At 63.4% G+C, this 12,226-nt stretch carries 15 protein-coding genes; 9 read left to right on the forward strand and 6 right to left on the reverse strand.

What is annotated here, in order from left to right:
* Positions 1–202: 202 nt before the first annotated feature.
* From LB536_RS30450 to hslV, 5 genes are all read right to left on the reverse strand, one after another.
* Positions 203–1,162, reverse strand: coding sequence for a DUF1402 family protein (locus LB536_RS30450; protein WP_140813633.1), 960 nt, complete (start codon positions 1,160–1,162; stop codon positions 203–205).
* Between the two features lie 270 nt (positions 1,163–1,432).
* On the reverse strand, positions 1,433–2,743 hold the full coding sequence (gene hslU / locus LB536_RS30455) for an ATP-dependent protease ATPase subunit HslU (RefSeq protein ID WP_140758809.1): 1,311 nt from the start codon (positions 2,741–2,743) through the stop codon (positions 1,433–1,435).
* 4 nt (positions 2,744–2,747) lie between these two features.
* Positions 2,748–3,347: a DUF2585 domain-containing protein gene (locus LB536_RS30460; protein WP_140813634.1), complete on the reverse strand. Its 600-nt coding sequence runs from the start codon at positions 3,345–3,347 to the stop codon at positions 2,748–2,750.
* Between the two features lie 8 nt (positions 3,348–3,355).
* Complete coding sequence (locus tag LB536_RS30465; protein WP_224598998.1) at positions 3,356–3,874, reverse strand: GNAT family N-acetyltransferase; 519 nt, start codon at positions 3,872–3,874, stop codon at positions 3,356–3,358.
* Complete coding sequence (hslV, locus tag LB536_RS30470) at positions 3,864–4,415, reverse strand: ATP-dependent protease subunit HslV (RefSeq protein WP_224599000.1); 552 nt, start codon at positions 4,413–4,415, stop codon at positions 3,864–3,866. Before hslV ends, LB536_RS30465 begins: the two co-directional genes overlap by 11 nt.
* 230 nt (positions 4,416–4,645) lie before the next feature.
* On the opposite strand from hslV, the gene hisB reads away from it, so the two are divergent.
* From hisB to coaA, 9 genes are read left to right on the forward strand one after another with little or no spacing between them, the layout of a single operon-like run.
* Complete coding sequence (gene hisB, locus LB536_RS30475) at positions 4,646–5,245, forward strand: imidazoleglycerol-phosphate dehydratase HisB (protein WP_224599003.1); 600 nt, start codon at positions 4,646–4,648, stop codon at positions 5,243–5,245.
* A gap of 4 nt (positions 5,246–5,249) precedes the next feature.
* Positions 5,250–5,720, forward strand: coding sequence for a DUF2628 domain-containing protein (locus tag LB536_RS30480; RefSeq protein WP_224599006.1), 471 nt, complete (start codon positions 5,250–5,252; stop codon positions 5,718–5,720).
* A 1-nt stretch (position 5,721) separates the two neighbouring features.
* A complete protein-coding gene (gene hisH / locus LB536_RS30485) occupies positions 5,722–6,372 on the forward strand; it encodes an imidazole glycerol phosphate synthase subunit HisH (RefSeq protein ID WP_224599009.1) in 651 nt (216 codons plus the stop codon).
* A gap of 5 nt (positions 6,373–6,377) precedes the next feature.
* Complete coding sequence (locus LB536_RS30490; protein ID WP_224599012.1) at positions 6,378–6,668, forward strand: DUF1330 domain-containing protein; 291 nt, start codon at positions 6,378–6,380, stop codon at positions 6,666–6,668.
* A 4-nt stretch (positions 6,669–6,672) separates the two neighbouring features.
* Complete coding sequence (gene hisA / locus LB536_RS30495; RefSeq protein WP_140813641.1) at positions 6,673–7,422, forward strand: 1-(5-phosphoribosyl)-5-[(5-phosphoribosylamino)methylideneamino]imidazole-4-carboxamide isomerase; 750 nt, start codon at positions 6,673–6,675, stop codon at positions 7,420–7,422.
* On the forward strand, positions 7,419–8,255 hold the full coding sequence (locus tag LB536_RS30500; RefSeq protein WP_140813642.1) for an arginase family protein: 837 nt from the start codon (positions 7,419–7,421) through the stop codon (positions 8,253–8,255). Before hisA ends, LB536_RS30500 begins: the two co-directional genes overlap by 4 nt.
* A complete protein-coding gene (gene hisF / locus LB536_RS30505; RefSeq protein ID WP_224599018.1) occupies positions 8,252–9,046 on the forward strand; it encodes an imidazole glycerol phosphate synthase subunit HisF in 795 nt (264 codons plus the stop codon). Before LB536_RS30500 ends, hisF begins: the two co-directional genes overlap by 4 nt.
* 60 nt (positions 9,047–9,106) lie before the next feature.
* Positions 9,107–9,430 carry a phosphoribosyl-ATP diphosphatase gene (locus LB536_RS30510; RefSeq protein ID WP_140758820.1) on the forward strand — a complete coding sequence of 108 codons (324 nt, stop codon included), beginning with the start codon at positions 9,107–9,109 and terminating at the stop codon, positions 9,428–9,430.
* Positions 9,431–9,454: 24 nt separating this feature from the next.
* Positions 9,455–10,414, forward strand: a complete 960-nt coding sequence (gene coaA / locus LB536_RS30515) for a type I pantothenate kinase (RefSeq protein ID WP_140813645.1) — start codon at positions 9,455–9,457, stop codon at positions 10,412–10,414.
* Between the two features lie 55 nt (positions 10,415–10,469).
* Here the strand turns inward: coaA and LB536_RS30520 are convergent, their stop codons facing one another.
* Entirely contained in the window at positions 10,470–12,017 is a 1,548-nt protein-coding gene (locus LB536_RS30520) for a DegQ family serine endoprotease (protein ID WP_224599014.1), read from the reverse strand.
* Positions 12,018–12,226: the final 209 nt, after the last annotated feature.

Consider the following 12,226-nt stretch of genomic DNA (forward strand, 5'->3'; position numbering starts at 1 on the left):
TGCGGCTTCTCATCACAGCACTCCAAAGCCGCCCCAGATCCAGCGCAGCCTGACCCACTTCATTGTTCACGGACGACCAAATAATTGGCGAAATCATTGATAACGGCATCTTTCTCCCCGTCACTAAACGGGGAGAAATGTCCGGCAGGACAATGAGGGGCGGCGCAGGTGTCGACGAATTAATGCCAGCGCGCCTGAGCCGCTAGAACAGCGCCTTCAGCTCCGCCAGCTTGTCGTTGACCAGCCAGCCGTAATAGTTCTCTTCCGGCAGCTTTTCCGGCTCGCCGGCGGCGCGGCGCTTCTCGTTCTCCGCCTTCAGTGCATAGGCGCGCTGCTCGGGATTGCCGACATTGTAGAGGGTGGCGGTCAGCCCCGGATTGCCCGATATGTCGAAGCCGGCGATGCTCTTGTAGGCGTCGATCGATTTCCTGATCGTCGCCGCGACATAGGGCAGCGTCAGGTCCGGATCCATGATGGTCTTGTAGACCGAATTGGGATCGGAGACGTCGAGTTCCGGCAGACCGGACACCTTGTGCACGAGGTCGCTCATCTGCAAGGCGGTCAGCGGGTTGAGCTGGCCGAGGCCGAAGGTCTGACCGGCATAGTAGGGCTGGAAGAAGGTGGCGCCGAAACGGTTGTCGGGGAAATCCTCGCCGCCGACGGTCTTGCCCCGAAACGAATGGTTCCAGACCTGCTCGCGGCATTCCCACAGATCGTAGCTGTCCGAAATGGCGGCGCATTTCTTGAATTCCGGCCGCTGCACGAAATCGCTAACATCCTCGCCGTCATAGGCGAAGGACAGCTTGCTCGACAGGTAGGAGATCGCCTTGACGTAGTAGGTCTGCAGCCGGTCATAGGCGTCGACATTGTAGGTGTGCTCGCCGACGATGGCGCCGACGATGTGCATGGGGTCTATGCCATAGGCGCTGGCCGCCTTCCTGATCTTGGCGCGCAGATCGGCGTCGTTCTGCAGCAGGGCATAGACCTTGCGGTACTTCGCCTGGAAGGTGGTGTTGGTCGCCTGCGTGCGGCGGCTGGAGGCGCCGGGAATGTCGGGCTGCTCGGCATTGCGGTTTCCCGCCGGCACCAATGTCGCCGCGTCGGCGGCGAACAGCGTCGCCGCCAGCGTGAAGCCGAGAATGATCAGGATGAGTTTTTTCATGCGCCGCCGCCTAGAGCAATTCCAGGAAAAGTGTGTAACGGTTTTCCGTCCGGAATTGCGTGAAAACAAAGAGCTAGAGCGGGTCGGCGATCTATCAAACGCTGAACCGCTCTAGAGAATTGCCGCGCAAACTAGGTAAAGCACTTGGTCGAGTCGAGAGCGCCCCATCATCCGGCGAGACGAAAGGTGGCCAGATGGTACCATCTGGCCACACATGGCTCCTGCCGGAACCTATTGCATGACCGCGCCGGACTGCTCCGGCCCCCTCGTTCAAAGGATGAACCGCGACAGATCCGTGTTTCTGGAGAGGTCGCCGACATGCTTCTGGACATAGGCGGCGTCGATGGTGACGGCCGTGCCGTTGCGGTCGGGCGCATCATAGGAAATGTCGTCCAGCACCCGCTCCATCACCGTCTGCAGCCGCCGGGCGCCGATGTTCTCGATGCTGGCGTTGAGATCGACGGCGACGCCGGCGAGCGAATCGATGGCGTCGTCGGTGAACGTCAGCTCGACGCCTTCGGTCTTCATCAGCGCGATATACTGCTTGATCAGGCTCGCCTCGGTCTCGGTCAGGATGCGGACGAAGTCCTCCTTCTCCAGCGCGCGCAGCTCGACGCGGATCGGCAGGCGGCCCTGCAGTTCCGGCAACAGATCGGACGGCTTGGAGACATGGAAGGCACCGGAAGCGATGAACAGGATATGGTCCGTCTTCACCGGCCCGTATTTGGTCGCCACCGTCGTGCCCTCGACCAGCGGCAGCAGGTCGCGCTGCACGCCTTCTCGCGAAGGCCCGCCCGAAATGTCCGACCGGGCGGCGATCTTGTCGATCTCGTCGAGGAAGACGATGCCGTCATTCTCCGTCGCGTCGAGCGCCCGGCGCACCACCTCGTCCTGGTCGAGCAGCTTGTCGGACTCGTCGCCGACCAGCAGGTCGTAGGATTCCTTCACCGTGGTCTTGCGCAGCTTGGTCTTCTTGCCGCCCATCGCCTTAGACAGCATGTCGTTGATGTTGAGAACGCCGATATTGGCGCCAGGCATGCCGGGAATCTCGAAACCGGGCATGCCGCCATTGCCGGTGTCGGCCACCTCGATTTCGATTTCCTTGTCGTCGAGCTCACCCTCGCGCAGCTTCTTGCGGAATGAGTCGCGCGTCGCTGGGCTCGCCGTCTTGCCGACCAAGGCTTCCAGAACGCGTTCCTCGGCGTTGACATGGGCGCGTGCCTTGACGTCCTCGCGCATCTTCTCACGCATCAGGCCGATGGCAATCTCGACCAGGTCGCGGATGATCTGCTCGACATCGCGGCCGACATAGCCGACCTCGGTGAATTTGGTCGCCTCGACCTTGACGAACGGCGCGCCGGCGAGCCGCGCCAGTCGGCGCGAAATCTCGGTCTTGCCGACGCCGGTCGGGCCGATCATCAGGATGTTCTTCGGCATCACCTCTTCGCGCATCTGGCCTTCGAGCTGCTGGCGCCGCCAGCGGTTGCGCAAGGCGATGGCCACGGCGCGCTTGGCGTCCTTCTGGCCGATGATGAAGCGGTCGAGTTCCGAAACGATTTCGCGGGGAGAAAATGTGCTCATATCGCTAAATTCCACTTTGCCACTGCTTGATGGTCTCGAACGGATGCAGCAGCATGATCACGTTGAGTGTAAGGTTGTCCCGGATGAGGTAGCCGGTGCCCAGTTCGAAGAGAATGGCGAGGCTGACGATCACCCATATAGGTAGCCTGCGCGCCATGACAAATCCCAGCACCATGGCCAGTGTGTCGGACACCGAATTGATGATGCTGTCGCCGTAATAATCGAGCGAAATGGTGCCGGCGCGGTAGCGCTCGATGATGAACGGGCTGTTTTCGAGGATTTCCCATCCGCCCTCGACGAGGACGGCGAATGCCAGCCGCAAGCCGATCGGCGAGCGCGGGAACAGAAACCGCGCCAGCGCATAGAACAGGAAACCGTGGATGATGTGCGAGAAGGTGTACCAGTCCGAAATGTGCTGGGAATTCTCCGAACTGTTCACCACGCCATGCCACAGCTTGACATAGCCGCAGGTACAGATCGGCGGATGGCCCATCAGGTAGAGCGTGACGGCCTGGGCGACAAGCAGGCCGGCGACGATCAGCAGCCCCATCCGCCAGCTATCCTCGTAAGCGGAAAGGCTCTTGTCCTCGCTCGATGTGACCATGCCCCGGATTACCCCTCTTGCGCGTCTTCGGCATCGATCGCCATCAGCACGACGTCACCATAAATCGACTGCCTGCGATCAATGGCCCGAAATCCGGCTTTTTCATAGGCGCGGATGGCCCTGATGTTGGCAGGGTCGGGATCGATGATGACGCGCGGCACGCCCTCCTCGAACAGGTCTTCGACGAACTGGCGCACGATCGCCGAGCCGTGACCGATGCCGATCAGCTCCGGCCGGCCGATCGAGAGATCGATGCCGAGCGTGCCGAACGGCTGATCCGCATAGGGATGGCCGTCTTCCAGATGCGGGTCGTAGCTTTGGAGATAGGCGATCGGCTTTCCGTCGAGCTCGACGATCAGCGGCTCGACGGAAATCGAGTCTATATGATCGGCAATCTCCGCGATTTCCGCCTCGGGATCGTCCCACCACTCTGCAACATGCGGCTCGGCCAGCCAGCCTGCGATCATCGGCAGGTCTTTTTTGGTCACCGGCCGAAAATCGTAGGGTGCGACTGGTTCAGCCGGCATCGAGCGTTTCGACAACGAAATTGTTGTTGGTGTAGACGCAGATGTCGGAGGCGATCTGCATCGCCTTGCGGGCGATCTCCTCGGCGTCCTTGTCGGTGTCCATCAGCGCGCGCGCCGCGGCCAGAGCGTAATTGCCGCCCGAACCGATGGCCATGACGCCATGTTCGGGCTCCAGCACGTCGCCATTGCCGGTCAGCGCCAGCGAGACCGACTTGTCGGCAACCAGCATCATCGCCTCCAGCCGGCGCAGATAGCGGTCGGTGCGCCAGTCCTTGGCGAGCTCGACGCACGCGCGGGTGAGTTGATCAGGATATTGTTCGAGCTTGGCTTCGAGGCGTTCCAAAAGCGTGAAGGCGTCGGCGGTGGCACCGGCGAAGCCGGCGATCACATTGTCGCCCTTGCCGATGCGGCGCACTTTGCGGGCATTGCCTTTCATGATGGTCTGGCCAAGGCTGACCTGGCCGTCGCCGGCGATCACCACCTTGTTGCCCTTGCGCACCGTCACGATCGTCGTGGCGTGCATGGTCAGATTATCAGACATTTCCTGGCTCCGAGCAGCGCCATCCCAAAAAGGCGATTGGCGCGGTACGAGTAACTTTGATCGGCCATATGTATGCACGGGGCCAATGATTGCAAACCGCTCGATAGCGGCCGGGATCGCAACTGGCAATCGCCGGATCATGCTGCTAGAAGGCTCTCGTTTTCAAGCCCGCGAGCGCTCGAGGGCCGTGAACCGGTCACGATCTGAACCACTGGCACAAGGATAGAGTGATGGCGCCTCGTTCCGCCGATGCAAGCCGCAAGACCGCGGAAACCGACATTTCGGTGTCGATCCACGTCGACGGCTCCGGCAAATCGGACATCGCCACCGGCGTCGGTTTCTTCGACCATATGCTGGACCAGCTTGCCCGCCATTCGCTGATCGACATGACCGTCAAGGCCAAGGGCGACCTGCACATAGACGACCACCACACGGTCGAGGACACCGGCATTGCGCTCGGCCAGGCCCTGACCAAGGCGCTGGGCGAGCGGCGCGGCATCATGCGCTACGCCTCGATCGACCTTGCCATGGACGAGACGCTGACGCGTGCGGCGATCGACGTGTCGGGCCGCCCCTTCCTGGTCTGGAACGTTTCGTTCTCGTCGCCCAAGATCGGCACCTTCGACACCGAACTGGTGCGTGAATTCTTCCAGGCGCTGGCGCAGAACGGCGGCATCACGCTGCATGTCACCAACCATTATGGCGCCAACAACCATCATATAGCCGAGACCTGCTTCAAGGCGGTGGCGCGCGCGTTGCGCGCCGCGCTCGAGCTTGATCCGCGCCAGCCTGGCGCGGTTCCCTCCACCAAGGGTTCTTTGAAGGGATAGCCTCATGACCGCCTATGTCGTGATGGAGCCACCTGGCCGCAGCGAGAAAGTCGACATGACGACGCTGGTCCGCGACGGCTTCACCTGGCTCGGCCTGCTGGTGCCGCCGCTGTGGCTTGCCTGGCACCGGCTGTGGGTCGAAGCGGCGCTCGCCTTCGTCGTCATGGGCGTGCTTTCGATGTTTGGCCAGAAACTTGGCCTCGGTGTCGCCGGCTCGCTGCTGTCGCTGCTCGTCTCGCTCTATATCGGGCTGGAGGGCCAGGGATTGCGCATCGCGGCGCTGCGCCGCCGCGGCTGGCATGAATGGGGCGTCGTCGAGGCTGGCTGGCTCGGGGACGCCGACATCCGCTATGCCCTGGAAGCCGAAGGGCTTTCGGATGAGCCCGCGCCGCGCATCGTTCCCGATGCCGCTCTGGCGCGCCCGGCGCAGCCCGGCATGGCGCTAGGGCTGACCCACATTCCAGGATGGCGCTGAGATGCGGGTTGCGATCATCGATTACGGTTCGGGCAATCTGCGCTCGGCCACCAAGGCTTTCGAGCGCGCCGCGCGTGAAGCCGGCATCGCGGCCGAGATCGACCTGACGGCCGACGCCGACCGCGTGCGCACCGCGGATCGCATCGTCCTGCCCGGCGTCGGCGCCTATGCCGACTGCGCGGCCGGGCTGCGCGCCGTCGAGGGCATGTGGCACGCGATCGAGGACGTCGCCATCGCCAAGGGCCGGCCTTTCCTGGGCATTTGCGTCGGCATGCAGCTGATGTCTGAGCGCGGTCTCGAAAAGACCGTCACCAACGGCTTCGGCTGGATATCGGGCGACGTCAAGGAGATCACGCCTTCCGATCCGGCGCTGAAGATCCCGCAGATCGGCTGGAACACGATCGAACTGCGGCGTCGGCACCCGCTGTTTTCCGGCATTCCGACCGGCGCGACGGGCCTGCATGCCTATTTCGTCCACTCCTACCATCTCGATGCAAAAAAGCCGGATGAAGTCCTTGCGGTCGCCGACTATGGCGGCCCGGTGACGGCCGCGGTCACCCGCGACAATCTCGCCGGCACGCAGTTCCATCCGGAGAAGAGCCAGGCGCTGGGCCTGGCGCTGATCACCAATTTCCTGCGCTGGAGGCCCTGAACACCATGAGCAAGAAGGGCTACTGGATGGCGATGATCGATGTCCGCGACCCCGAACTGTACAAACAGTACATCGAGGCGAACGCGATGGCGTTCGCGAAGTATGGGGCGAAATTCGCCGTGCGGGCCGGCCGCCACGAAAATCCGGAAGGACCTACCGGCAACCGCCATGTGCTGGTCGAGTTCGAGTCTTTCGACAAGGCGGTCGAATGCTATCATTCGCCTGAATATCAGCATGCCTCCAAATTCCGGCTTGCCGCCTCATCAGGTCATTTCGTCATCGTTGAAGGCGCCTGAAAATATGATCCTGTTTCCAGCCATCGACCTGAAGGACGGCCAGTGCGTGCGCCTCAAGCACGGCGACATGGCGACCGCGACGATCTACAATGACGATCCGGCCGCGCAGGCCAAAGCCTTCGAGGAGCAGGGCTTCGAATGGCTGCATGTCGTCGACCTCAACGGCGCTTTCCAGGGCCAGAGCGTCAACAGCGCCGCGGTCGGCGCCATCCTGAAGGCGACGAAGAACCCGGTGCAGCTCGGCGGCGGCATCCGCACGCTGGAGCAGATCGAGGATTGGCTCGACCGTGGACTGGCCCGCGTCATCCTCGGCACGGTGGCGGTACGCGATCCCGATCTGGTCAGGCAGGCCTGCAAGGCGTTTCCGGGCAAGGTCGCCGTCGGCATCGACGCCAAGGGCGGCAAGGTGGCGGTCGAAGGCTGGGCCGAGGCCTCGAGCCTGGGCGTCATCGAACTGGCCAGGAAATTCGAAGGTGCGGGCGTCGCCGCCATCATCTACACCGACATCGACCGCGACGGCGTGCTGACCGGCATCAACTGGGACGCCACCATCGACCTCGCCGAGGCCGTGTCGATCCCGGTCATCGCTTCGGGCGGGCTGGCTTCGATCGCCGACATCGTGCGCATGACCATGCCCGACGCGCGAAAACTCGAAGGCGCGATCTCGGGCCGCGCCCTCTATGATGGCCGCATCGATCCCGCCGAGGCGCTGGCGATCCTGCAGGGCCGGCCGGTGGCGGAGGCGCGGTCGTGAAGGTCTCGCTCATCCTGGCCTCCTATGACAGCGGCCACTATCACGGCGGCATGGGCCAGGGGCCCGACGCGTTGATATCGGGCGGGCTCGTCGATGCCCTGACCCTTGCCGGCCATGACGTCACGGTCGAGGATATCGGCAGGGTTGGCGCCGACCAGGGGCGCGAGATCGCCACGGGTTTTGCCGTCTGCAACGCCGTCTCGGGCGAGGTCCGCATCGCCCGCGACAGGGGGCGGTTTCCCATCGTGCTGGCCGGAAACTGCCTGACCAGTGCCGGCGCGGTCGCCGGCGAAGGCGCCGATGCGATCATCTGGGCCGACCAGCATGGCGACCTCAACACGCCCGAGACGTCCGTATACGGTTTTCTCGACGGCATGGCGCTGTCGACGGTGCTTGGCCTGTGCTGGCGCCCGATGGCGGCGGCCATTCCCGGATTCAAGCCGATCGATCCCGCGCGCTGCGTGCTCGTCAACGCCCGCGATCTCGATCCGGCGGAGGAGAAACTTCTCGAAACATTGCCGGTCATCCGGACGGAATGTCCCGGCGTGGCGCAAGCGACGGAAAAACTGAGGGCAGCCGGCGCCAACAGCGTGCACATGCATCTCGATCTCGACGTGCATGATCCCAATGAGCTGCAGGCCAATCGCTACGCCACCCCTGGCGGGCCGAACCCGGAGCAGCTGCGCGACGCGGTCTGCGCCATGGCGCTTGCGGTGCCGATCATCGGCATCACCGTTTCCGCTTACGATCCGGCTTTCGATGCCCAGGCCGATGTGCCGCCGCTGGTCGGCCAGCTGCTCAACGATCTGCTTGCCACGATAGAGGGCCGCTGATGCTGAAAGCCCGCGTCATCCCTTGCCTCGACGTCAAGGACGGCCGTGTCGTCAAGGGCGTCAATTTCGTCGATCTCATCGACGCCGGCGATCCGGTGGAGGCAGCCAAGGCCTATGATGCCGCCGGCGCCGACGAGCTCTGCTTTCTCGACATCACCGCTTCGTCGGAGAATCGCGCGACCATCTTCGACGTCATCGCCCGCACCGCCGAACAATGTTTCATGCCGCTGACCGTCGGCGGCGGCGTGCGCCAGGTTGCAGACATCAGGAAATTGCTGCTGGCCGGCGCCGACAAGGTGTCGATCAACACGGCCGCGGTGAAGAACCCGGATTTCGTCGCCGAAGCCGCCGACAAGTTCGGCAACCAATGCATCGTCGTCGCCATCGATGCCAAGAAAGTGTCCGGCCCCGGTGAGGCCGACCGCTGGGAGATCTTCACCCACGGCGGACGCGAGAAGACCGGCATCGACGCCGTCGAATTCGCGCGCCGGATGGTCGATCGCGGCGCCGGCGAGATCCTGTTGACCTCGATGGACCGCGACGGCACCAAGGCCGGCTACGACATCGCGCTGACCCGGGCGGTATCGGACGCGGTGCGCGCGCCGGTCATCGCCTCGGGTGGCGTCGGCACGCTCGACCACCTAGTCGAAGGCATTCGTGACGGCCATGCCGGCGCGGTTCTGGCGGCCTCCATCTTCCATTTCGGCACCTACACGATCGCGCAAGCCAAGGCGCATATGGCCGAGGCCGGCCTGCCGATGCGGCTGGACTCGCTGGGCAACAGGTCCTAGAGCATGTTCCTTGAACCGGCTTTCGGAAAAGATCAGGCTTAAACAAGAAGATAGACTGGCATGGCCGAGTTTTCGCTCTCCGACCTGGAAAAAATCGTCAGCGACCGCGCCCATTCCGGCGATCCGGACTCGTGGACGGCCAAACTGTTCGCGCGCGGCATGGACAAGGCGGCGCAGAAGCTCGGCGAGGAGGCGGTCGAGACGGTCATCGCCGCCGTCAAGGGCGACAAACAGGGCCTCGTTTCGGAAAGTGCGGATCTTATATATCATTGGCTGGTCGTTCTCGGCATAGCAGGCGTTCCGCTGAACGACGTGCTCGAGGAACTCGAAAGCCGCACCGGGCGTTCGGGCATCGCCGAGAAGGCGTCACGGCCCAAGGGCTGATCGGGAGGGAGGGCAGGTATCTCGATGGATCAGCTCGCGCCAACCGAGAAATATTCCCCGTTTCGCTTCTTCTCGGCCGAGCAATGGTCGCAATTCCGCGCCGACACGCCGCTGACGCTGAGCGAGGACGAGTTCCGCCGCCTGCGGTCGCTCAACGACCCGGTCGACCTCGAAGAGGTCAAGCGAATCTATCTGTCGCTATCGCGGCTTTTGTCGGCGCATGTCGAGGCAAGCCAGCTTCTGTTCCGGCAGCGCCAGGCCTTTTTCAATGCCGTCGATGTCGTCAAGACGCCGTTCATCATCGGCATCGCCGGTTCGGTCGCGGTCGGCAAATCGACCACGGCGCGCGTGCTGAAGGAATTGCTGGCGCGATGGCCGTCGAGCCCCAAGGTCGACCTCATCACCACGGACGGCTTCCTGCTGCCCAACGAGGTGCTGCGCCGCGAAAACCTGATGGAGCGCAAGGGTTTCCCCGACAGCTACGATGTCGGCGCGCTGCTGCGTTTCCTGTCGGGCATCAAGTCGGCGTTGCCCGATGTCCGCGCGCCGGTCTATTCGCATCTCACCTATGACGTCATCCCCGGCGAGTTCGTCACCATCGACCGGCCCGACATCCTGATCTTCGAAGGCATCAACGTGCTGCAGCCGGGCAAGCTGCCGCAGGACGGCAAGATCGTGCCCTTCCTATCGGACTTCTTCGACTTCGCCATCTATATCGATGCCGACGAGAAGCTGATCCACAACTGGTATATTTCCCGCTTCATGCGGCTGCGCGAGACCGCCTTCCGCAATCCGGACTCCTTCTTCCACCGCTATTCGCAGCTGTCGGAGGATGCGGCCAAGGCAATCGCCGAGGGCCTGTGGACCAACATCAACCTGAAGAACCTGCGCGAAAACATCCTGCCGACGCGCGCCCGCGCCGACTTGATCCTGCGCAAGGGCGCCGACCACCTGGTCGAGGAAGTGGCGCTGCGCAAGTTATAGCTGATAGAACCCCGCACGGAGGACTCATCCAAGCCCGCCATGCAGGTGTTACCTGTCAGCCATTGGCGAACGGGACGGCGACATAGATCTGCGTGTCGCCACGCTCCACCAGAAGCAGCACTGACTTGCGTCCGGATTTGCCGGCTTGGGCAATCGCTTGGGTCACCTGCTTCGCGCTCTTCACCGGGGCCTGGTTGACGGCGACGATGACATCTCCCGGCTGGATGCCGGCAGCCGCTGCCGGTTTGTCGGGATTGACGCTGGCAACCACGGCGCCGTGCTCGGTCTCGGGGAGGTTCATCTGCTGGCGGATGTCGGACGTAATGTCCATCAGGCCGAGGCCGATGCCCGGCGCGCGGGAACCCTGCCCGGTGCCCGGCGCGCTGGAATTGCCAGTCGATGCCGTCTTCACATCTTCACCGTTGCGCCCGACCTCCACCGAGATCTGCATGGCCTTGCCCTTGCGCCAGACATCCAGTGTCTCCTTGGCACCCGGCGCGACGTCGGCCACAGACCGCGACAGATCCTTGGGATCCTTGACGTCCTGCCCGGCGAAGCCGGTGATGACGTCGCCGGTTTCGACGCCAGCCTTGGCCGCAGGCGACCCGTCATTGACCTGCGAGACCAAGGCACCGCCGGGATGGTCGAGCCCCATGGCGCTTGCCACATCCGGGGTCACCGGCTGGATCTCGACGCCGAGATAGCCGTATTCGATGTTGCCGCCCTTCATCAGCTTGGCGACCACCTTCTGGGCCTGGTCGGACGGAATGGCGAAGCCGACACCGACGCTGCCGCCGTTAGGGGAATAGATCGCCGTGTTGATGCCGACGACATTCCCATTGACGTCCACCAGCGGTCCGCCGGAATTGCCGTGATTGATCGGCGCGTCGATCTGGATGAAATCGTCGAAGGGCCCGCTATGCAAGTCGCGGCCACGCGCCGAGACGATGCCGGCCGTTACCGTGGTGCCGATGCCGAACGGATTGCCGATCGCCAGCACCTGGTCACCGGTCATGAGCTTGTCGGAGTCGCCCCATTTCACGGTCGGCAACGACTTGCCGGCCTTGATCTTCAGCACGGCGAGGTCGTTCTTGGCATCGTGACCGACCAGCGTGGCCGGAAGCTCCGTGCCATCGTCGAGCGTGACCTTTATCGAGGAGGCGCCGTCGACGACGTGGTTGTTGGTGACGATGGTGCCGTCGGCACTGACGATGAAGCCCGAGCCGAGCGCCTCGGCGCGCGGCCCCTGTTGCTGCGGAGGCGTCTTGGGAGCGGGCATGCCCTGATCGCCGAAAAACTGGCGGAAATAGTCGTCGAAGGGCGAATTGCCGCCGAAGGGTGAACCTCCGCTCATGATTCGCGGCTGCGCCTTCATGACCGTCGTGACGGTGACGACGGCGGGCTTGGTCGCGGCCACGACTGGCGCGAACGATCCGTTCGGGGCCGTTGTTCCGGCGACTGGGGTCTGTGTCGTCGCAACGACTTTGCTCAGGCCGGCATTGCCGGTATTTTGGGCGAATGAGACGACGACAGGAGAGATTAACAGCGCGGCGCCCAGCAGGGCGGCGACGCGATGCCTACGAAGAATACCAAAGGGTGACATGGTCGTTCTGTCCGGGCGAGGGTTGATCCGGCGCCGCGGGCGGCTCCTGGGAGAAAGCACCCGTCAGCGTGTCGACAGCCGGGGTGGCCTGTCTCGCCGTACATGGCGGCCGGCCGGATCGACAACAAACTATCTAGGGCGTAGTGACGATTTAACTACCTGAGCCAGATAGCGATAGCGGCAAGTTTGACAAAGCCCATGAAGTTGGC

The sequence above is a fragment of the Mesorhizobium sp. ES1-3 genome, assembly GCF_020164795.1.
In the GTDB taxonomy this organism is placed as follows: domain Bacteria; phylum Pseudomonadota; class Alphaproteobacteria; order Rhizobiales; family Rhizobiaceae; genus Mesorhizobium.